Here is a 19936-nt window from a genome sequence, read left to right as displayed (position 1 = left end):
ATAGTTACTTCGCTTCAGCGCAGCGGTAGGTCAGTCGACCTTTTTTACGGGGCGCAGGCCACTCACGCCCGCGACGATATGCGCTTCCAGCTCATCCGGCGAGAATTGCCATACCTTGTAGAAATTGGTTTCGGTGGGTTCCGGCAGCGGCAGTGAAATGCGCCAGGTCTTGCCGTCCAGATTTTGATATTCGGCGATCACGCCGATGTAACGTGCGTCCAATGTGCTTTGCCCACCGAGCTTTTTGCCGGTCTGGCCCGGCGTCAGGAAGAACTGATCGCTGTCCAGCAGGCTGTTGCCGAGCACGCTTTTGGCGTCGTTTTGCAGACTGAAAAAGTCGGCTTCCATGAATTCCGCATCCGAGCGCAGCAGCAGCACGCGAATTTTGATCGGCGCCGGTTGCGCGCCGGCGGCGGCATTGACCTGGCGGTCAGCGTCGAAGACCAGGCTGTAACGCGCCGGCACGCTTTTCGCGGAAGACATGCAGCCGCCGAGCGCCAGCGCGCCCAGCAGCAGAAACAGCATCCCGCACCAGCGGGAAGCGATAGGGGTCGTCGTCATGGGAATCTCGTCGCCCGCAGGCGTGCTGACTACTGGAGGATCCAGGTGGCTGAGCCGGCGTTTTTGCACGCCTTGCTGTCGCCGCCGACTTTAACGCAGTCCTGCTTGGCGGCGCGCGCGCGGCGCGGCAGATCTTTGCGCAGCGTCGCTTTGTAGCGCGCTTCCGGCACGCCGGCGTTGGCCTGGATATACCCCACCAGATCGCCGCCGCGGATGGCGGAGATCGCCAGCCAGTTGTTTTCCACTTCGCCCAGCGCGTAGAACGCGGCGGCGTTGTCCAGGCTGCCGACGGCGGTGCCGGTATAATTCGGGCTGCTCATGATGCTGGCGGCGTACAGGCTGCGGTACTCCTCACCGATCGGTTTGAACTGTTTCGGCGCGCTCACCGCGGCGCGGTGCTTTAACGTGACGCCGTTGACTTCACTGCTGACGATGGCGTCGTTATTGAGCGCCGGCGGCGGTGGCGGTGGGGTGGAGCAACCGGCAAGCGTCAGGGCGGTCAACAGCGTCAGGGTAATCCGTGTTTTCACAATGTCCTCTTTTTCTTGATTGAATGGCTGTGTAATAAGGCGCCGTCATCAGGGCGCAAGCAGCAACACTTTTAATTGGCTCGGCACGATGCGCATGCCGAGCGCGTTGGTGGAATTCTGCAGGCTGAGGCTGGTCAGCCGGGTGGCCGGGGTGCCTTTGAGCAGCACGGTAAAGGCGCCGGTCAGGTGGCGGGACGGCCCCATCACCGTGCCGGAAGCGACGCCGGTGGCCACGCCGGGGTTGTCGCCGTTGGTCAGGGGCGTCACCGTCGCCATGTTGTGCGCCGGGGTGCCGACGAACAGAATGTTGAACGCGTTCGGGATGGCGGTCGGCGCCAGGGCGATATCCGGGTAGGGAATGGGCACCGGCGCCGGGCTTGGCGTCAGACAGACGTCGGGAAACGCCAGGTCCACGCCGATCATTTGGCTGTTGGCAAACATAAAAGGTCTCCGCAAGGTTATCCGACGTGGATCTGTTCCGAATCGAGCTTGGTGATGTCTTTCGAGGTAATCAGCGTGTTGCGAGCATGAATGCGGGCGTAATCTTCCGCCTGATAATCCAGCTGCCCGACGCGCACGTGCTCGGTCTGGCGCACTTTGCGAAACAGCGAGTGGCTGATCTGGCTGACCGAATGCCACAGTGACTCGCAGCGTTTGCCGACCAGGCGGCTGATGCTGACGAAAGCCGAGAGCTCTTCGCCGCTGTATTTCATCTTGTCGACGTGGCAGTCGCCGCTGTTCGCTTGCAGGGTCATGACGTCGCCGCTCAGGTTCAGCGCCTGCGCGCCGTGCAGCGACAGCGAGCCGTGCAGCGTTTCAATGTGCAGATCGCCTTCGACGCTCAGCCGCGCCGCGTTTTGCGGTTCCGCGCGCTCGAGGACGGCGATCGCCCACAGCTGGTGGCCGCAACCGGCGACCAGCACGCTATCGCCGAGGGCCGGTGTCAGCAGGCAGCTGGCCGCACGGCGGCAATGCCAGCCGCGGCCTTCACATTCCACCACCAGGCTGCCGTCCGGCAACAGGTTGACGACCTGACCGGCGGCCTGCTGGGGCGGCGCGATGTTGACGGCGCGAGTAGTGTTGACAACGCTCATGGTGATCCCCTCGTGAAGTGGTCAATACGTTCAAATGCGGCTTTGGCGCTGTGCGCTCCAGATTTCGGCGGCGTACAGCTCTTCGTCGCGCTCGAGAATGCCGCTGCGGTCGCCCCAGCGCGTTTGCTGCTGGTGGGCGCGGTGCATGCGGGTGCGCATGAAGCGCGCACGCCGGAAATCGGCGGCGCCGATGTCGGCATAACAAAAATCGGCGTAGGTCAGGTCGCTGTCGCTGAAATCACAGCGCGCCGCGCGGCTGTGCTGGAACACGCTCTGATACAGACGCGCCTGGTTGAAGTTGGCGGCGTCCAGCGTCGCTTCGCTGAAAATCGCCTGATCGAACTGCCCGCTGCGGCACTGCGCCTGAGTCAGGTTGGCCTCCAGCCACAGCGACTGCTGCGCCTGCACGCCCGTCAGGTTGGCGCGCCGCAGCGAAGCGCCCTTGAAGTTGCTTTGGCGCAGCGTCGCCTGGCTGAAGTCGACGTCGTCCAATTGGTTATCGGTAAACTGGCAGGCGATCAGGCGCTGCCCGGCGTAACTTTTGCCCCGGTGGTCGCATTCGAAAAACGTGACGCGGTCGAAATCTGCCCCTGCAAATTCTGTGTTACAGAGGGTTAAGCGAAAAAACGTGACAAGCGAAAGTCGGGCATGCTCCAACGTAGCGCCGTCGAGCGGGCTTTCGTAAAACGTGGTGCGATCGTGCTGAGTGGCGGAAAAGTTCGCGCCGGCCAATTGGCATGACATCCAGTGGCTTTGGGTGAGCGGCAGACGGCTGAAATCACCCTGTTCAAGCCGGCATTCGTTGAACATCGTCAGCTCGATATGACTCTCACTGAAGCGGCTGGCGGACATGGCGCACTGATTGAAGGCCGTTTGCTTGAGGTTCGCCCGAGTAAACAGAGCGTGCTCGAGCCGGCAATCGCTGAATACGCTGTCGCGCAGATCGCAATCGGAGAAGTCCACGCCGTTCAGGTTCAGGGCGTTGAACATTGCGCCGGCCAAATCCATACCCGCGAATGACAGGCCGTGCAAATCCTCACCGGAAATCGGTTCGCCGCGTTTCACACGCTGGCGTATCTGCTCTGGCGTTGAGGTCATACTTCTTTCCCGTTGTGGCGAGGCAATGTTTTCACTCTGGCGGTATAGGCATCGTCGAGCCGGGTCGCCTTGTCCACTTTCGACTGCGACAGATCGGCCCGGAACAGATTGGCGCCCTGCAGGTCGGCGCCTGACAGCACGCACTTTTGCAGGATCGCCGCAATAAAGTTGGCGTCGCGCAGGTTGGCGCGCGTCAGATCGCTGCGAATGAACAGGCTGCCGCTGCCGTTGGCCTGATTGAAGTCGGCCTCGTTCAGCCGCGTTTCCGACAGATCGCAATTGTTGAGGCGCGCGCGGCTGAAACTTGCCCGCTGCAACGGCATCTGACGCAAGTTGCACTGGTTCAGCGTCGCGTCGCTGAAATCCGCCTGGGGCAACAGCGTCTTTGCCGCAAAGGCGCAGGCCGTCAGGCGCGCGGCGCGGAAGCTGAGGTTTTGCGTTTCGGTATCAACCCAGGCGCAGCTTTCCAGCCGTGCCTGCTCGAATTTCACCGCCAGCAGCCGGCATTTGATGAAGCTGACTTTGTCGAGCCGGGCGTGACTGAATGTCAGTTGCTCCAGCTGCAGCTCCATCAGCGTAATGTTGGCCAACGTGGCGCGGCTGAAATCACACTGTCCGAGCAAGGTTTCGTACCCCAGCAAATCGCGTAAGGACGCCATCGTGAAGTCGCAGCGTTGAAACAACGTTTGTTGAATGTTGGTTTCATGCAGCTGCGCGCCGCCGAAATCCGTCGCTTCGCATTTCGCCAGGGCCAAAGAGGCGTGGCTCAGATCCGCCTGCTGCAAGACGGCACCGCAGAGATCGGCGCGCGCCAGCATTGCCTCGCGAAGGTCACAGCCCACCAACCGGGCTTGGCGCAGATTGGCGTTTTCCAGCAACGTGCCGCGCAAGGTGGCATGGCTGAGGTCCATGCCGGACAGATCGGCGCCGGTGAGGTCCAGGCCGCTGAGATCTTTATCGCGCTGCATGGCCGCGGTGACGCGTTGGCGAATGATCTGTGCCAGATCGCCGCTTAAACGCAGCGCCGGGCTTTGCGCCTGTGCCGACATTAAATACATTTGGTGCAGCGCGCGCTCGCTTTCCCCCAACTGCTTGTCGCTAAACGCGTCGGGGCGTTGACGCGCCTGTTGAAACAGCTGGTCGCGCTGCTGTTGGTAGCTTTCCGCGCCGGAAAGGTCGGCGGGGCCAGGGCCGTCAATATCAATGCCGTTTGCCTGCGCGTTATCGCGGATTTCACGGTAATGCGCTTCAGCGCGCTGTTCCATGCCCTCGACAAACTCGGCCAGCTGATCCAAAGCGGGCATCGGTTCAGCTGGCGGCGCGGCAAACATGTCGTCGATGTCTCGGCCTTCGCGCTGCAGACGTTGGCGGTGTTGTTCGCGTTGGTGATGCTCGTAGGCGGCGATGTTTTCCACCATCGGGCTTTGCTGCGTCGGCGTTTCCGTATCGAGCCAGGGGCCAATACAGCACTCCGGCAGCAAATCTTTTTCACGAAAAGCGTGCAGAGCGCCATGCTCTTTATCAAGCCGCCGATCGAGCACCTGCCGATAATGCGCGACGGTGCGGCTTTTACCCTCAATTTCCAGCGCCGGCATGAGCTGCATGACGTCTGCGGCATCGTCTTCATTGATGTGAAGGCTGCCCTGGTAGATCAACAGCATTTGTTCGCGATGGGGAAAGAACCACACGGTGGTGTGGCGCATCGCGACTTCCCCGAAATGCGCTTCGCCGCCGCGCAGCCGGTTAATGAAGCAGCGTGCGCGCCACGGCGGCAAACGGCCTTGCTGAACCGGCTCTGAAGGGTGCATGTTCCATATCCGGTAGGCAGCCTGAAGCGGCAAGCTGTCGCGTTGGGGAAACTGCTGATCGCTTTCTGCCATGTTGAACAGGCGCCAGTCGATATCGTTGGCGAAGCCGGGAAAACCGTGTTTCAACCAGTCGGCGTCGTAGTTTTTACCGATGCGTGAGAAGCGGCGCGGCCAGGTGATCTCCAACGCGTCAAAGCTTGCCGGCTGCGCGCTTTGCCGAGGAGACGCGAGGCGCTCCTGCAGCGGTTCAACATTGGGTAGGCGATGAATGCGGCCCTGCGGAAATGTTTCTGGAGTGGCGCCGATGCCGTGCGGATTATCGGCGAACTGAGCCCCGCCGTAAGCCCGGCGCCAGTCCAGACGCATTTCTGCAAAAGGGAGAGGAGAGGAGGGGCGATCGTTGATCCAATGACGATCGCCGAAAACCACCAGCGTTTTCTCCAGCGAATCAAGCTGGATCTTCACGGCGCAGGCGGTTTTGTCTTGTTGATGGTGGGTGTAAGCGTTGCCGGTGGCGAGAAACTCCGCACAGGCTTTCGGAATAGCCAAATCGAGCACGCCGCCGCTCAGCGTAAGTTCGTCGGCGGCCAACTGCCACAGCTCCGGTTCGGGGCACAGGCGCGGGGAAGCCCCCATGTCGGCCAAGGCCAAAATGGAAACGCCCAGATGATTTTGCCCTTGCCAAGAGAAGGGGCGATGAAGCGCGCTGAGGCGCAGAGGTTTTACGACTTTCATTGTGTGTGTAAAGCTTCCTGTGGATATCAGCCGGCAGCCAGGCTGCTTGCTCAAAAACAATCCGTTTTTCGGTTTAATAGATATCAGGCTATGTCACAACAGATGAAGAAAACGATGCGGCGTCCAGAGCCGATCGCGAATGCGGGGAGCATTTCCTCGCGTCAAAGGGATTATCAAGAGGACAGTGCGTTGTCCTTCCCGCTTATTTTACGAGCCAGCAGTACGACGGCGACGGACAATGCCGCGGCGATCGCCTTGGCGGTAAATTGGCCTGTGCTCTCCAGATGATAGGGGGCAAAAAAGCCGACGCCGGCGGTGCCCAGAATCAGCAGCGCGGTGAGCGGGGCAAAACAGCACAGTTCTATCGCCAGCGCCAGTCTGCCGGGGGCCGCCGCACCCAGGTAACCCATCAAAAAACCGGGCAAAATCAGGAACCCGATCAGCTCCGCGGGCGCGTTCACCGCAGACATCACCTGCTGGTTGTACTTCAGGATCGCCAGCATCAGTGCGACAAAGATCAGCAACCGGACGGACAATGCCGCCGTTCTGCCCGCGGGTAAGACGGTCTTGCAAATGGCGGCGATCAATACGCCGCCAACCAGGATGCCTAAGAAGGTAAACAGGATTTGTCCCCAGAGGCTGTCCTGAGTCGAAAAGGCAATAAACGCGCCCATCGTGACACTTCCTTATGCAAGGTAATTTAGCGAGCTGATGGACGACAAGTCGTTTTCACAACGTTGAAATCGGATCGCGTTGATTGAAAAGGTTCTTTTCGCTCAAAGTCGGGATAACTCTTCGATCACCGCTTTTTTGGGGTTCTTGGGATCGTACTTTATCGCGGTGAAATGACCCGGCTGATAACGCGGCAGATCAACGACGCTGATCGGGCCTTTCGCGACGGCCGTATGGTTTTTTCCGTCTTGGGCGATGTATTTGACTTCCACTTCGCAGACCGGCCGATTCCCGTCCCACAGGTTGGTCTGGCGGATGCTGACGATTTGCCCGGAGGCGGAAACTCCGTTCTCCATCACGCTGAGAGAGGAACCGATGTGTTTGAAATAGCCCCAGATATCGACCGTGATGAATTTGAAAAAACCCACCAGGCTGAGAATAGGGGCCAATAAAATCAAACCGATTACGGTGAAGATATTTTTGGCTTTGGACATGGGCATCCCTACTTATAAAAAGATCGCCAGCGCCTTGCTGCTCAATCGCAAAGAACCGTTGGTTATTAAGGCCCCAAGCTGCGTGAACGTCATGGGATCGTTGCTTAGCTTGAAATTGGTTTTGCTGATCGAAAGCGGGTTATGGGAAACATCGAACATCGTGTGCTTGACGCTCAGCCCCGTTAAGGCAAGGTTGGCGCCTATCGCGGTCCACTTATAGCCGTGGCAGTTATCTTTCCAGGTGGGCGCCGAAATAGACACGCCGTCCTCACTGGTAATGCTGATGGTTTTTGCCGTGATGGTCAGCGAACCGCTAATGGTCGTTTGCTGATCGTTTTTGTAGGTTTCTTTGACATTCCCCGTGATGTCGGTGGTCTGGCCGCCGGCCTCCACCGTCAGCGTCTGACCGCCTGCGGTGACGGTAGTGGTTTGCCCGCCGGCGGTGATGGTGGTGTGCTGCCCGCCGGAGGTGATGTTGACCGTCTGCCCCTTGTTGATGGTGTTGGTCTGTTGCCCCTCGGTAATGTCGAGGGTCTGGTCGCCCTTCACCGTGACATGCTGGGTTTGCGTAATGTTTTGCGTCTGCGCGCCGTCAAGCTTGAAGGACTGATTGCCGGTGATGTCGATCTTATCGCCGCCGTCGATAATCGTCAGGGCGCGGCCGCCTTTGATGTTCACCGTCTGGTGAGCGTTCAGGTTGGCGGTTTCCAGCCCATCGACGGTGGTGGTGCGTTTCGCTTTGTACAGGAACGTGGCGTCGCCGGTGACGGTATCGTTCTGCTGGCGACCGATGGTGGTGGTGCGACTGCCGTCAATATTGACGTTCTTGTCGTTTTCCACCGTCATGTTCATGTTGCGTTCGGCGTGCATGTCGAAAGATTCGTTGCCGGGCGAGTCTTCCAGGAACAGGAAGCTGGCATTGTCGACGCCGCCGCCTTTGCTGCGGCTCATAAAGCCCATTTTGGTGGCGTCGCCGGGAAGATCCCAAGGCGGCATGCTGTCTTCGTTGTAAACGCGGCCGGTGATGATGGGGCGATCCGGATCGCCGTTGATAAAGTCGACCACCACTTCCTCACCCACGCGCGGGATTTGGATCCCGCCGTATTTCCAGCCGGCCCAGGCGCTGGAGACGCGCACCCAGCAGGAGCTGGTTTCATTGCCGCTGCCGTGGCGATCCCAACGGAACTTGAGTTTCACCCGGCCATATTTATCGGTCCAGATGCTTTCGCCTTCCGGGCCAACCACTTCGGCGGTCTGCGGGCCATGGGTTTTCGGCCAGGGTGTGGTGCGCGCCGGGCGCCAGTTGATGTCCGCCGGCACCACCTGAAATTCGGTATGTTGTTCGCCAACGTCGTTATCGTTGCTGGCGTAGCTGTTTTCCTGCATGAAGTAACGCGCGCTGACCACCAGATAGGCGCGGTTGTCTTCCATGCGCGGCGCCTGGATCAGCTGAAAACGGTAGCCGGGCGCAATGCCCTGCGAACTGCCTTCGCCGCTCATCTGCTCATGCTGCGCTTCGAACTCCTGTTGGCGCACCTTGACGTAAAACTGGCCGTGGGCGTGATCGGTATAACGCCCGGGCCAGTCGAACACCTCGGCTTTATCCTGTGCGAACGAGGCGGGATTCTGCCGGGCCTCGAGCAACCGCGCGCGCGGTTTGCGAAAATCGTAGTCATCCAGGCTATACAGGCTGGGCGTGATGGCGTCCGAGACGCTCCAGCTGTTGATGCTGTCCTTGTTTTCCACCAGACCGCCTTCCGCGAGCTGATAGGGGATGCTGGCATAGCCGGCGAGTTCCTGATGCGCCGCCGGCGCGTCGGCCAGCACCAGCGTATGGCCGTCCTGCTGGTGCGTGAAATAGTAATAGATGCCTTCATGTTCCATCAGACGACTGATGAAATCGAAATCGCTCTCCTGGTACTGCACGCAGTACCCCCAGATGCGGTAGTCGTAACTCAGACGGTTATCGATCTTCACCTGATACTGCCCCAGCACCTGGGTCAGGATGTCGGGAACGGTCTTTTCCTGATAGATGCGAAAATCGCGGTTTTGCGTCAGGTACCACAGCGTGGGGCGCAGCACGGCGCGGTAGATATAGTAGCGGTTGCCGCCGGCTTCTCGTCCGGAGAGGGTCATACGCGTGATATTGCCGTTGAGATAACGCGGGGCCATCGGGTTGCCCCGCAGCTCCAGCGTGATTTTTTGTCCCAGCAGCGATTTCAGATCGAGGCGATTGTCAGGGCTGAGCAGCTCGACGTCGAACTCGAACAGCCCGGCCAGTCTTTCCTCACCGGAAAGGCTTCTGAACAACAGCTGATGGGCGGGCAAAGGCGTGTGCGCAATGATAAGGCGATCCATACTATATCCCCGGTTTAGGCATAGCTACCGCACGAGATTTGACGCGCGATCCCGATGGCGTATCTGTCACGAATTGAGACAGGGGCTGACGAAAGATTTAACAAAGTTTACACAAAGGCACGATTTGTGCAGTCTACAATAGAGCTCTGCATTTGCAAAATAGCCTTGTGGATCAATGCTCAATTCGTTAACTCGCTCACGATCTGGTTTTTTATTATCTAAAACATATGGATACGAGAAGATCTTTTTTTTATCCAAAATTATTGGGAAAATGGTAATACCAAATAATAAATCTGTAACACTTAAGTCAACGTGTTTATAAAACAACTCTTTTTTTCCGTGAAAAAAGTCACTGAGTATTTTTTATCCTTACCATTCGTTAGTTAAAGATGATCAAATATATAAATTTACCGAATGTTAATTCGGATGATTCCTATTTGTTCGGCGTGAAAAGCCCGCGGTGCGGGCCTCCGACGGTGAGTCTGAATGGTTGATAAAGCAGCAATTGATGCGGTTAGCGCGGAAGGGGATCGAGGGAAAGTCGGCTTATCAGGTCACAGAGCCAGATTAAGGCCGGGTCGCGTTGCGCCTGTCGGCCGGCGATCAGCTCAATGGGGAAAGGCGCGATGGCCAACTCCTCAGGCAGCGGGAGAATGCGTACGCGTTGCGGATCGGAAAAACGCCGGGCCACGCTGGCGGCCAGGGTGGCGATCAGATCGCTGTCGGCGACCACCGCCGGCAGGGCGACAATGTGTGAAAAGGTCACGGCGACGCGCCGCTGGCCGCCGATTTCCGCCAGGCGGCGGTCGACCAAGCCTCTGGCGGAGCCGTCGTCAGCCGGCGCGTACAGCCCGTGCGGCAGGCTGAGGTAGCGGGCCAGATCCCAGCGGCCATCCGCCAATTGCGGGTGTGAACGGCTGGCGATACAGACCAGATGCTCTTCAAACAACGTGCGCACATAGTGACTTTCCGCCCCGGAAAGATGCCCTCCCAGCGCGACATCCACCTCCCCGCTATCCAATTGACGGTAAATATTGCGGCGATCCAGACGCGAAACGCGAATATCGATGCCGGGTGCCGCCTGACGCAAACGGCTGATGATGGCGGGCAGCAGCAAGATATCCGCATAGTCGCCGGCGGCCAGCGTAAAACGCCGCTGCCCGGCGGTGGCCGGATCGAAACGGGCAGGGGGCGCCAACGCCAGATGGATTTGCTCAAGCACCCGCTGTATCTGCGGCATAAGCTGGTGGGCGCGCGGCGTGGGCGCCATGCCGCCGCCGCTGCGGACAAACAGCGGATCGTTGAGCAGAATGCGCAGTCGCGCCAATGCATTGCTGACGGAAGGTTGCGCGCGGTTAAGACGCCGGCCCGCGGCGGTGACGTTACGAGTCTGATACAGCGCTTCAAACACCACCAGTAAATTGAGATCGACGTTGGCTAAATTCATTTTATGAATACTCTATATACAGATAATCCATTTCCAGAATCTTACAGCGTTCCCTAGGCTGGTAGCACACGTATTTAGCCTTCAATCAGGGGAAATGATGAACAAAGTGTTAATCACCGGCATTGAGCCGTTCGACGGTGACGCGGTGAACCCTTCCTGGCAGGTCGCGCAGGCATTGGCCGGAGAGCGTATCGCCGGCGCGGAGATCGCGGTGCTCGAGTTGCCGTGCGTATTGGGCGTGGCCAACCAGCAGCTGATCGCGGCGATTGAGGCATTGCAGCCGCTGGCGGTGATCTGTCTGGGGCTGGCCGGCGGCCGAGCCGAAATATCCCTGGAACGGGTAGCCATCAATTTGATCGATGCCCGCATTCCCGACAATGCCGGTAAACAGCCGATTGACGTGCCGGTGGTTGCCGGCGGGCCGGTGGGCTATTTCAGTACGCTGCCCGTCAAGGCCGCGGTGCAGCAACTGCGCCGGCAGGGGATCCCGGCGGGTGTTTCTTACACGGCGGGCACCTATAACTGCAACCATATTTTTTATGGTCTGCGTCACTATCTGGAGACGCGGCATTCGCGGGCCAGGGGCGGATTCGTGCACATTCCGTACAGCCATGAACTGGCGGCGGCGCATCCGGGCAAGCCGAGTATGGCGCTGGCGACGATGGTGGAAGCGGTGCGCACTCTCGTGCAGGTGACGCTCACGGTAGAGGAGGATGTGCAATTCGGCGACGGTGCCGTGCATTGACAAGCAGGGCGTGGCGCGCCACGCCCTGATGCGCGTTATTCGTCAGCGACGCGGATCACCAGTTTGCCGAAGTTTTTGCCCTGCAGCAGGCCGATAAAGGCCTGCGGCGCCTGCTCCAGTCCATCGACGATGTCCTCGCGGAACTTGATCTTTCCTTGCTCGACCCAACTGCTCATCTGTTGCAGGAATTCATCAAAGCGTGAACCGTAATCGTCGAAGATGATAAAGCCCTGCATGCGGATACGTTTACGTAAGATCAGCCCTTCCAGCAACGGTAAGCGGTCCGGCCCGGCGGGTAACCCGGTGGCATTGTAATGGGCGATGATGCCGCAGACCGGAATGCGCGCTTTGGCGTTCAACAGCGGCAACACGGCGTCGAATACGGCGCCGCCGACGTTCTCATAATAGATGTCGATGCCCTGCGGACAGGCGGCGGCCAGCTGTTCGGCAAAGTCGGGGGCACGGTGATCGATACAGGCGTCGAAACCCAACTCTTCCACCACATAGCGGCATTTGTCCGCACCGCCGGCGATGCCGACGACGCGGCAGCCTTTTAGCTTCCCGATTTGGCCGACCACCGAACCGACCGCACCACTGGCGGCGGCCACCACCAGCGTTTCACCCGCCTGCGGTTGGCCGATGTCGAGCAGCCCCATGTAAGCGGTAAATCCCGGCATACCCAGCACGCCGAGCAGGCGGGAAGGGTGCGGCAGGTGCGGGCCGAGGTTGCGCAGGCCGCTGCCGTCAGACAGGGCGTAATCCTGCCAGCCGTCATAACCCAACACCCAATCGCCGACGTTGAAATCGGGATGCTGTGAAGCCGCCACGCGCGATACCGTGCCGCCCACCATGACCTGACCGATCTCCACCGGCGGCGCGTAGGAGGGGGCATCGCTCATGCGCCCGCGCATATAAGGATCCAGCGACAGATATACGGTGCGCAGCAGCAGCTGGCCGGCCTCGGGTTGTGGCACGGCGACCGTGTCGAGACGGAAGTTCGCCGCCGTCGGTTCGCCGTGCGGACGCGAAGCCAGCAGGAAGCGGCGGTTCTGTTGAGAAGGGGACATCGAAAGCTCCTTTGCGTTGCGACAAACAAGATTCGTTAAGCCTAGTCCAGGGGCGGCAAGGCAACGTTACCGAATGTGCTTAGCCTTAGAGCGGAACGATCAGCACGTCGATATGGCTTATATTGATAAAGCGGGCGGCGGAACAGGAGACCTTATTCATCATGCCGTCGCGATGATTGCCGCAGAGCAGCAGGTCGAACGGCTGATGCCGGCTGGCGTATTCCAGGCTGTCGCCAAGCTCGCCATGCACGATAAGGGTATCGGCGATCGGGTAGCCGGCGCGTTGGCGCAGTTCCTCCATAAACAGCCGGGTTTCCTCTTCCATCAGCGTGCGCAAATCGGCCAGCATCGGCCCGGCGAAATTATTGTACATTTCCGGATTGGCGAGGGTGCTTAACAGGGTGATGTTGCCGCCGTAGGGGCGGACGATAGAGACGGCCTTTTCCACCAGGCGATGGCTGTCAGGCGCGACGGCGACGGTAACCAGAACGTTTTGATACCCCATATTCCACTCCTTGTTGCATCCGTCGTGTTTCAGGCTGCCGCGTCGGGGCCTTGGATGAAATGCTGCGCTCGGATAAAGGGTAGAACCTGGCGGGGGGAATAAATGTGTTTCGCATCACGCGCGGCAATAAAAGCTGAGTTTGCTCCGGTTATATAGCAATAAAAGATAAAACCGTTGCCGCACGTAATTTCACTGAATTAAAGCACCTGCGCCCACAGCGTTTTCGGCACCTTGCCCAGATCGAACAATTTACCGGCAACCAGCTCGGCGCGACGGTGGTCGGCAGCGCGGTACATATTGCTCATTTCTGTATCGTTTTCAATGGAATAGTTCAGTTTGTCGTACACCTTCTCCAGGCTGTCCAAAGAGGAGCATTTACGGAATGTCAGCAGATATTCGAGCGTATCGGTCATGATTAAAATATAGCCTGTTAATAGTTAAAGCCGGGTGAATAACACATAGCGGCTCACGGCGACGCCGTCGAGGCAGCGATGTACGACCTGACAAAAATCATTTCAAGTGAATAAATTGCACTGGGTAATAATGTGACGCCGCCCGTGGCGGCGCTGGGATAAATCATAATATGCAAGTGCGCCATCAGCAATCTCATCCTGCTGATAAATGAAGAAATAGGGAAAGTCTCAGGGCGATGCGTCACGAACGAGAAGCTTAAGCGTCGACGTTTCGCTGCATGCAAGCGCGCGAAGCCGCGCTCGCTCTCCTTTGGCGGCGTTTTTTTTCGCCTGTCCGGAGGGCGCTCGCAGCACGAGGCGATGTATGTTGCCGCTGTCGGCATTGAAACTACGCCTGTTTGGCCTGCGCGATTATGGCAAGTAAAACAAAACTGCGTTTTATTTTATTGCAATGAACCGATGGGGCGCGGGAATTTTAATAACGTCTGGAACGGCGTGGTAATTAATGCGCCGGCAAAAAAGAAATAAAAAAACGCTAAAGCTTTAGGATGTGCTGCCGATATGTCGTTTTGGGGTAATTTAACGTTAAAAAACCATTCTTGCGCCGCGCTAATACGGAAACATATCGTTACGTCTATTGGCTTGTTCACTACGCCAGCGAATCATTGATAAGCCATAATCACCTGATGTTGAAAATTAGAACAACCCTCTGCGGAGGGTTTAAGTCAAATCCGATAGCTAATAACCTTATAGTTTACATTGGTTATTTTTCACCTGGGATATTTTTTAGCGGCTCAAATGGTTATTTATACTAAGATTGTTGCCTATATGCAGATTTTTGTTCTGTTATTTTGGTTTGGTGATGGTTTTGTTCGAATTGATCTAAAAAAGATAATTTTTTGGCTGATAAACATTGTTTTTAAGACGTTTTTTTACCTAAGGCGATTTTATGAGCAAAATGCGGGTCATAAAATGTGCGAATTTAGGGGTATTTGGCTTAATTATTTTTTATTTTTGTGATCTATGTCACATTGTATTTAAAATTGCCTCTCACTTACATTGTGTGTGCTAATGGTTCGGGGGTAGAGTTGCGCTGCTTTAGGAATAATCTTATTAAATTTGTAAAAATAGTTTCATGGTGACTAAACACTATCGAAGCAGAATGCTGTACATCCATACACGTTGGTTTACGCTCGTAGCAAATACTGAACAGTGGTCGAATTTAGCGATTGGCGAAAATTATAGCAGTCGTTTTTGAGAGATTAATTTGCCAACTTTGGGAAACAACCCAGGTCACGGGCGATAAAATTTATCACCCAGCGTATGTTTTTAAACATAGTCTGTCGGGATGGGGAATATGGGTACGTCTGAATTACTTAAGCATATTTATGACATCAATTTGTCATATTTACTTTTAGCACAGCGTTTGATCAACGATGAAAAAGCGTCCGCGATGTTCCGCCTTGGTATTGATGAGACCATGGCCGATGCGTTGGCGCAGCTGACTTTGCCGCAAATGGTCAAACTGGCCGAGACCAACCAGCTGGTTTGCCACTTCCGCTTTAACGATCACCAGACCATCGAACGCCTGACCAAAGAGTCGCGCGTCGACGATCTGCAACAAATCCATACCGGCATTTTGCTATCAAGCCATTTACTGCAAGAGCTATCGAGTAAAGACGCTAGCCCGACGAAGAAAAGAGCCTGATGATGGTTGAGAAAAGCATTGTTCAAGAAGCCAAGGACATTCAGCTCGCCATGGAGCTGATTTCGCTGGGGGCCCGTTTGCAGATGCTGGAGAGTGAAACCCAGCTCAGCCGCGGGCGCTTGATTAAACTTTACAAGGAGTTGCGCGGCAGCCCGCCGCCAAAAGGAATGTTGCCGTTCTCAACCGACTGGTTTATGACTTGGGAACAGAATATTCATTCCTCGATGTTTTATAACGCCTACCTGTTTCTGATGAAAAGCGGACAGTGCAGCGGGGTGGAAGCGGTGATCAAAGCCTATCGCCTCTACCTGGAGCAGTGCCCGCAGCAGGCTGGCGAGGCGCCGTTGCTGGCGTTGACCCGCGCCTGGACGCTGGTGCGCTTCGTCGACAGCGGTATGTTGCAGCTCTCCGCCTGCAGCTGCTGCGGCGGCGCATTTATCACCCACGCGCACCAGCCGCTGAACGGTTTCATCTGCAGTTTATGCCAACCCCCATCCCGCGCCGTAAAAAGACGTAAACTTTCGCCGCAACTGGCCGATATTATTCCTCAACTGCTGGACGAGCAGGTCAAACGCGCCATTTGAGCCGCCACGTTGCCGGCTCTCGGCAATGAATACCGACGTGTGATACGCAGGGGCGGCATGCCGCCCCCAGACATGCAGCCTGGTCTGTCGCGCCAGGGCGCGTTTGCCCCACCTTCCATCCACATTGTTAATTTAAGGAATGCGTGTGCTAGTTATTTTGGGTTATCTCGTGGTATTGGGTGCGGTGTTTGGCGGCTACCTGATCGTGGGCGGTCATCTCGGTGCGTTATATCAGCCGGCGGAGTTTCTGATTATCGGCGGGGCGGGGGTCGGCGCTTTCATCGTCGGCAACAACGGCAAGGCGATCAAAGCGACGCTGCGCGCCCTGCCGCGCCTGATGCGCCGTTCCAAATACAACAAAGATCTGTATATGGATCTGATGGCGTTGCTGTTCCGTCTGCTGGCCAAATCGCGTCAGCAGGGCATGCTGTCGCTCGAGTTCGATATCGATAATCCGCAAGAAAGTGAAATTTTCTCTAATTATCCGCGCATCCTTGCCGATAACACCCTGGTGGAGTTCATTACCGACTATTTACGGCTGATGGTGAGCGGCAATATGAATGCGTTCGAGATCGAAGCGCTGATGGACGAAGAGATCGAAACCTACGAGCAGGAAAGCGAAGTGCCCGCCGGCAGTCTGGCGATGGTGGGCGACTCCTTGCCGGCGTTCGGCATCGTCGCGGCGGTGATGGGGGTGGTGCACGCCCTGGCTTCGGCTGACCGTCCGGCCGCTGAACTGGGCGCGCTGATCGCTAACGCCATGGTCGGTACTTTCCTCGGCATTTTGCTGGCCTACGGCTTCATCTCGCCGCTGGCGACGTTGCTGCGTCAGAAGAGCGCCGAAAACGTCAAGATGATGCAGTGCATCAAAGTCACGCTGTTGTCGAGCCTGAACGGTTACGCGCCGCAGATCGCGGTCGAGTTCGGCCGTAAAACGCTGTATACCACCGAACGTCCTTCTTTCGTTGAGCTGGAAGAACACGTGCGCCGCGTGAAAGCGCCGGCGCAGCAGGCGACGGAAGAAGAAGAAGCATGAAACAGAATCATCCGGTCGTTTTGGTCAGAAAGCGCAAGTCGCATCATGCCGCCCATCACGGCGGCTCCTGGAAGATCGCTTATGCCGACTTTATGACGGCGATGATGGCGTTCTTCCTGGTGATGTGGCTGCTGGCGATCGCCAGCCCGCAGGAGCTGACGCAAATCGCCGAATACTTCCGCACGCCGCTCAAGGTTGCCCTGACCAGCGGCGACAAGAGCAGTTCCGAAAGCAGCCCCATTCCTGGCGGCGGCGACGATCCAACGCAACAGCATGGCCTGGTGAAAAAACAGGTCGATTCGCCGGACTCGCGCGCCGAAGAGCTGCGCCTGAACAAGCTGCGCGAAAAGCTGGATGAGTTGATTGAGTCCGATCCGCGCCTGAAGGCGCTGCGTCCACACCTGTTGATCAACATGATGGACGAAGGGCTGCGCATCCAGATTATCGATAGCCAGAACCGGCCGATGTTCAAAACCGGCAGCGCGCAGGTCGAGAGCTACATGCGCGATATTCTGCGCGCGATAGCGCCGATCCTTAACGACTTGCCGAACAAAATCAGCCTGTCCGGCCACACCGATGACATCCCTTACGCCACCGGCGAACGCGGCTACAGCAACTGGGAACTGTCGGCCGATCGCGCCAACGCGTCGCGTCGCGAGCTGATCGCCGGCGGCCTGGCGGAAGGCAAAGTGCTGCGGGTGGTAGGCATGGCGGCCACCATGAGCCTGAAACAGCATGGCGCCGATGATGCGATTAACCGCCGCATCACCGTGCTGGTGTTGAACAAGCAAACGCAAGAGGGCATCGAGCACGAAAATGCCGAAAGCAACGCGCTGGATATTGCCCAGCCGGACAGCCTGAAGCAGCTGGCGCCGTCGGCGACCGCGCCGGCCGGCCAAACGCCGGAATCCTCGACTACAGCCCCGGAACCCGCGGCACCAACGCCGAACGCTCCCCCGCAGGCGTCCCCGGCGATAGCCCCGGCCGACCAGGCGCCGGAACCACCGGCGGCCGCACCCGCACCGACTAACCGCGACTCACAGCCAGAGGTGACCCCGTGAGCATGGACATTAGCGATTTTTATCAGACCTTCTTTGATGAGGCGGACGAGTTGCTGGCCGACATGGAGCAACACCTGCTGGAGCTGGATCCGCTGGCCCCCGATATCGAGCCGTTGAACGCCATCTTCCGCGCGGCGCATTCGATCAAGGGCGGCGCGGCGACCTTTGGTTTTTCGGTGCTGCAGGAAACCACCCACCTGCTGGAGAACCTGCTGGACGGTGCAAGACGCCAGGAAATGAGCCTGAGCACCGAGATTATCAACCTGTTTCTGGAAACCAAAGACATTATGCAGGAGCAACTGGACGCCTATAAAACCTCGCAACAGCCTGACGCTGAAAGCTTTGAATACATTTGCCAGGCGCTGCGTCAGCTGGCGTTGGAAGCGCAACAGCAGCAGGAGGCGCCTGCGGCTCAACCCGCCGTTCAGCAGCCGGTCGCTCAGCCATCGGCCGCGCCGGCGGCGATCGAAGGCGGCATGCGCATCAGCCTGAACGGGCTGAAAGCCAGTGAAATCCCCTTGATGTTGGAAGAGCTGGGCAACCTCGGCGAAGTTAAAGACCCGCATCAGACGGAACACAGCCTGGACGTGACGTTGCTCACCTCCGCCAGCGAAGACGACATCAGCGCCGTGCTGTGCTTCGTGCTGGAACCGGAACAAATCAGCTTCTCTACGCCGACGCAAAGCGCGCCGGCCGTCGCGGAGGCGAACTTGCCGGAGACGGTCGCTGCGCCGGAACCGGCGCCAGCGCCGATCGCCAGCGCTGCGCTGCCTGCCGCCAAACCGGCGGCCGCAGCGGCGGAAGCGCCGAAAGCGCGCGCCAAGGCGAGCGAATCCACCAGCATTCGCGTAGCGGTGGAAAAGGTGGATCAGCTGATCAACCTGGTGGGCGAGCTGGTGATCACCCAGTCGATGCTGGCGCAACGTTCCGGCACGCTGGATCCGGTGAACCACGGCGATCTGCTGAACAGCATGAGCCAGCTGGAGCGTAACGCACGCGATCTCCAGGAGTCGGTGATGTCGATCCGCATGATGCCGATGGAATACGTCTTCAGCCGCTACCCGCGTCTGGTGCGCGATCTGGCCGGCAAGCTGAACAAACAGGTGGAGCTGACGCTGCAGGGCAGCTCGACCGAACTGGATAAGAGCCTGATCGAACGGATTATCGACCCGTTGACGCACCTGGTGCGCAACAGCCTCGATCACGGTATCGAAGAGCCGGCCACCCGCATCGCCGCCGGCAAGTCGGCGGTGGGCAATCTGGTGCTGTCGGCCGAACACCAGGGTGGCAACATCTGTATTGAGGTCATCGACGACGGCGCCGGTCTGAACCGCGAAAAAATTCTCGCCAAGGCCGCTTCGCAAGGGCTGGCGGTGAGCGACAGCATGAGCGACGAAGAGGTCGGCATGCTGATCTTCGCGCCGGGCTTCTCCACCGCCGAGCAGGTGACCGACGTTTCCGGCCGCGGCGTCGGCATGGACGTGGTGAAAAGAAATATTCAGGAGATGGGCGGCCACGTCGAGATCCGTTCGCAGGCCGGTAAAGGCACCACCATCCGCATTCTGCTGCCGTTGACGCTGGCGATCCTCGACGGCATGTCGGTCAAAGTGAACGACGAAGTCTTTATTCTGCCGCTGAACGCGGTGATGGAATCGCTGCAGCCGCAGGCGGAAGACTTGCACCCGCTGGCCGGCGGCGAACGCGTGCTGCAGGTGCGCGGCGAATACCTGCCACTGGTGGAACTGTATCGGGTATTCGAAGTGGAAGGCGCCAAAACCGACGCCACCCAGGGCATTGTGGTGATCCTGCAAAGCGCCGGCCGCCGCTATGCGTTGCTGGTGGATCAGCTGATTGGCCAGCATCAGGTGGTGGTGAAGAATCTGGAAAGCAACTACCGCAAAGTGCCGGGCATTTCCGCCGCGACCATTTTGGGCGACGGCAGCGTGGCCTTGATCGTCGATGTCTCGGCGTTGCAAACCTTGAACCGTGAAAAGCGTCTGACGGACGCCGCCGCATAATA

20 protein-coding genes are annotated in these 19936 nt (G+C 58.0%); 6 read left to right on the top strand and 14 right to left on the bottom strand.

Annotated elements, in window-relative coordinates:
• Positions 1-30: 30 nt before the first annotated feature.
• From tssJ to ACUTQY_RS02575, 10 genes are all read right to left on the bottom strand, one after another.
• The gene (tssJ, locus tag ACUTQY_RS02620; protein ID WP_033643551.1) at positions 31-561 is read right to left on the bottom strand and encodes a type VI secretion system lipoprotein TssJ; all 531 of its coding nucleotides are present in this window, start codon (positions 559-561) and stop codon (positions 31-33) included.
• Positions 562-590: 29 nt separating this feature from the next.
• The gene (gene tagV / locus ACUTQY_RS02615) at positions 591-1091 is read right to left on the bottom strand and encodes a type VI secretion system accessory protein TagV (RefSeq protein WP_033643550.1); all 501 of its coding nucleotides are present in this window, start codon (positions 1089-1091) and stop codon (positions 591-593) included.
• Between the two features lie 48 nt (positions 1092-1139).
• Positions 1140-1532 carry a DUF4150 domain-containing protein gene (locus ACUTQY_RS02610; protein WP_033643549.1) on the bottom strand — a complete coding sequence of 131 codons (393 nt, stop codon included), beginning with the start codon at positions 1530-1532 and terminating at the stop codon, positions 1140-1142.
• 17 nt (positions 1533-1549) lie between these two features.
• Entirely contained in the window at positions 1550-2185 is a 636-nt protein-coding gene (locus ACUTQY_RS02605) for a DUF3540 domain-containing protein (RefSeq protein ID WP_046687344.1), read from the bottom strand.
• A gap of 30 nt (positions 2186-2215) precedes the next feature.
• The gene (locus tag ACUTQY_RS02600; RefSeq protein WP_046687343.1) at positions 2216-3283 is read right to left on the bottom strand and encodes a pentapeptide repeat-containing protein; all 1068 of its coding nucleotides are present in this window, start codon (positions 3281-3283) and stop codon (positions 2216-2218) included.
• Entirely contained in the window at positions 3280-5826 is a 2547-nt protein-coding gene (locus ACUTQY_RS02595) for a DUF2169 family type VI secretion system accessory protein (RefSeq protein ID WP_046687342.1), read from the bottom strand. Before ACUTQY_RS02595 ends, ACUTQY_RS02600 begins: the two co-directional genes overlap by 4 nt.
• A gap of 173 nt (positions 5827-5999) precedes the next feature.
• Positions 6000-6500 (bottom strand): hypothetical protein, encoded by a 501-nt coding sequence (locus tag ACUTQY_RS02590; RefSeq protein WP_046687341.1) that lies wholly within the window; start codon positions 6498-6500, stop codon positions 6000-6002.
• Positions 6501-6602: 102 nt separating this feature from the next.
• The gene (locus ACUTQY_RS02585; RefSeq protein WP_033643543.1) at positions 6603-6992 is read right to left on the bottom strand and encodes a DUF3592 domain-containing protein; all 390 of its coding nucleotides are present in this window, start codon (positions 6990-6992) and stop codon (positions 6603-6605) included.
• 12 nt (positions 6993-7004) lie between these two features.
• A complete protein-coding gene (locus ACUTQY_RS02580; RefSeq protein WP_046687340.1) occupies positions 7005-9350 on the bottom strand; it encodes a type VI secretion system Vgr family protein in 2346 nt (781 codons plus the stop codon).
• 514 nt (positions 9351-9864) lie between these two features.
• Complete coding sequence (locus tag ACUTQY_RS02575; RefSeq protein WP_033643541.1) at positions 9865-10797, bottom strand: LysR family transcriptional regulator; 933 nt, start codon at positions 10795-10797, stop codon at positions 9865-9867.
• Between the two features lie 97 nt (positions 10798-10894).
• On the opposite strand from ACUTQY_RS02575, the gene pcp reads away from it, so the two are divergent.
• Entirely contained in the window at positions 10895-11542 is a 648-nt protein-coding gene (pcp, locus tag ACUTQY_RS02570) for a pyroglutamyl-peptidase I (protein WP_046688505.1), read from the top strand.
• A 35-nt stretch (positions 11543-11577) separates the two neighbouring features.
• On the opposite strand, the gene ACUTQY_RS02565 is transcribed toward pcp, so the two are convergent.
• The 4 genes from ACUTQY_RS02565 to ACUTQY_RS02550 form a co-directional block, all read right to left on the bottom strand.
• Positions 11578-12609 (bottom strand): NADP-dependent oxidoreductase, encoded by a 1032-nt coding sequence (locus ACUTQY_RS02565; protein ID WP_046687338.1) that lies wholly within the window; start codon positions 12607-12609, stop codon positions 11578-11580.
• Positions 12610-12694: 85 nt separating this feature from the next.
• Positions 12695-13114 carry a universal stress protein UspC gene (gene uspC, locus ACUTQY_RS02560; RefSeq protein WP_033643538.1) on the bottom strand — a complete coding sequence of 140 codons (420 nt, stop codon included), beginning with the start codon at positions 13112-13114 and terminating at the stop codon, positions 12695-12697.
• Between the two features lie 197 nt (positions 13115-13311).
• Positions 13312-13527, bottom strand: coding sequence for a transcription modulator YdgT (gene ydgT / locus ACUTQY_RS02555; RefSeq protein ID WP_004934895.1), 216 nt, complete (start codon positions 13525-13527; stop codon positions 13312-13314).
• Positions 13528-13580: 53 nt separating this feature from the next.
• Positions 13581-13910: a hypothetical protein gene (locus ACUTQY_RS02550; protein ID WP_128868509.1), complete on the bottom strand. Its 330-nt coding sequence runs from the start codon at positions 13908-13910 to the stop codon at positions 13581-13583.
• 974 nt (positions 13911-14884) lie between these two features.
• Between ACUTQY_RS02550 and flhD the strand changes: the two genes are divergently transcribed.
• From flhD to cheA, 5 genes are all read left to right on the top strand, one after another.
• Positions 14885-15235 carry a flagellar transcriptional regulator FlhD gene (flhD, locus tag ACUTQY_RS02545; protein WP_033643537.1) on the top strand — a complete coding sequence of 117 codons (351 nt, stop codon included), beginning with the start codon at positions 14885-14887 and terminating at the stop codon, positions 15233-15235.
• Positions 15235-15819, top strand: a complete 585-nt coding sequence (gene flhC, locus ACUTQY_RS02540) for a flagellar transcriptional regulator FlhC (RefSeq protein ID WP_016927281.1) — start codon at positions 15235-15237, stop codon at positions 15817-15819. The genes flhD and flhC overlap by 1 nt, the downstream gene beginning before the upstream one ends.
• Before the next feature lie 145 nt (positions 15820-15964).
• Positions 15965-16855, top strand: a complete 891-nt coding sequence (gene motA, locus ACUTQY_RS02535) for a flagellar motor stator protein MotA (protein ID WP_015378266.1) — start codon at positions 15965-15967, stop codon at positions 16853-16855.
• Positions 16852-17916, top strand: a complete 1065-nt coding sequence (motB, locus tag ACUTQY_RS02530) for a flagellar motor protein MotB (protein WP_046687337.1) — start codon at positions 16852-16854, stop codon at positions 17914-17916. Before motA ends, motB begins: the two co-directional genes overlap by 4 nt.
• Complete coding sequence (cheA, locus tag ACUTQY_RS02525) at positions 17913-19934, top strand: chemotaxis protein CheA (RefSeq protein ID WP_046687336.1); 2022 nt, start codon at positions 17913-17915, stop codon at positions 19932-19934. The genes motB and cheA overlap by 4 nt, the downstream gene beginning before the upstream one ends.
• Positions 19935-19936 lie beyond the last annotated feature (2 nt).

It is taken from the genome of Serratia sp. TSA_130.1 (genome assembly GCF_052691795.1).
This window is presented reverse-complemented; position numbering and strand designations above follow the sequence as displayed.

Coding starts and splice junctions, on each gene's coding strand:
- ACUTQY_RS02590 (WP_046687341.1), bottom strand. CDS start 6,500: ATGGGCGCGTTTATTGCCTTTTCGACTCAGGACAGCCTCTGGGGACAA.
- ACUTQY_RS02595 (WP_046687342.1), bottom strand. CDS start 5,826: ATGAAAGTCGTAAAACCTCTGCGCCTCAGCGCGCTTCATCGCCCCTTC.
- ACUTQY_RS02585 (WP_033643543.1), bottom strand. CDS start 6,992: ATGTCCAAAGCCAAAAATATCTTCACCGTAATCGGTTTGATTTTATTG.
- motB (WP_046687337.1), top strand. CDS start 16,852: ATGAAACAGAATCATCCGGTCGTTTTGGTCAGAAAGCGCAAGTCGCAT.
- uspC (WP_033643538.1), bottom strand. CDS start 13,114: ATGGGGTATCAAAACGTTCTGGTTACCGTCGCCGTCGCGCCTGACAGC.
- ACUTQY_RS02580 (WP_046687340.1), bottom strand. CDS start 9,350: ATGGATCGCCTTATCATTGCGCACACGCCTTTGCCCGCCCATCAGCTG.
- ACUTQY_RS02610 (WP_033643549.1), bottom strand. CDS start 1,532: ATGTTTGCCAACAGCCAAATGATCGGCGTGGACCTGGCGTTTCCCGAC.
- ACUTQY_RS02600 (WP_046687343.1), bottom strand. CDS start 3,283: ATGACCTCAACGCCAGAGCAGATACGCCAGCGTGTGAAACGCGGCGAA.
- flhD (WP_033643537.1), top strand. CDS start 14,885: ATGGGTACGTCTGAATTACTTAAGCATATTTATGACATCAATTTGTCA.
- ydgT (WP_004934895.1), bottom strand. CDS start 13,527: ATGACCGATACGCTCGAATATCTGCTGACATTCCGTAAATGCTCCTCT.
- ACUTQY_RS02550 (WP_128868509.1), bottom strand. CDS start 13,910: ATGCCGACAGCGGCAACATACATCGCCTCGTGCTGCGAGCGCCCTCCG.
- pcp (WP_046688505.1), top strand. CDS start 10,895: ATGAACAAAGTGTTAATCACCGGCATTGAGCCGTTCGACGGTGACGCG.
- ACUTQY_RS02565 (WP_046687338.1), bottom strand. CDS start 12,609: ATGTCCCCTTCTCAACAGAACCGCCGCTTCCTGCTGGCTTCGCGTCCG.
- flhC (WP_016927281.1), top strand. CDS start 15,235: ATGATGGTTGAGAAAAGCATTGTTCAAGAAGCCAAGGACATTCAGCTC.
- ACUTQY_RS02605 (WP_046687344.1), bottom strand. CDS start 2,185: ATGAGCGTTGTCAACACTACTCGCGCCGTCAACATCGCGCCGCCCCAG.
- tssJ (WP_033643551.1), bottom strand. CDS start 561: ATGACGACGACCCCTATCGCTTCCCGCTGGTGCGGGATGCTGTTTCTG.
- ACUTQY_RS02575 (WP_033643541.1), bottom strand. CDS start 10,797: ATGAATTTAGCCAACGTCGATCTCAATTTACTGGTGGTGTTTGAAGCG.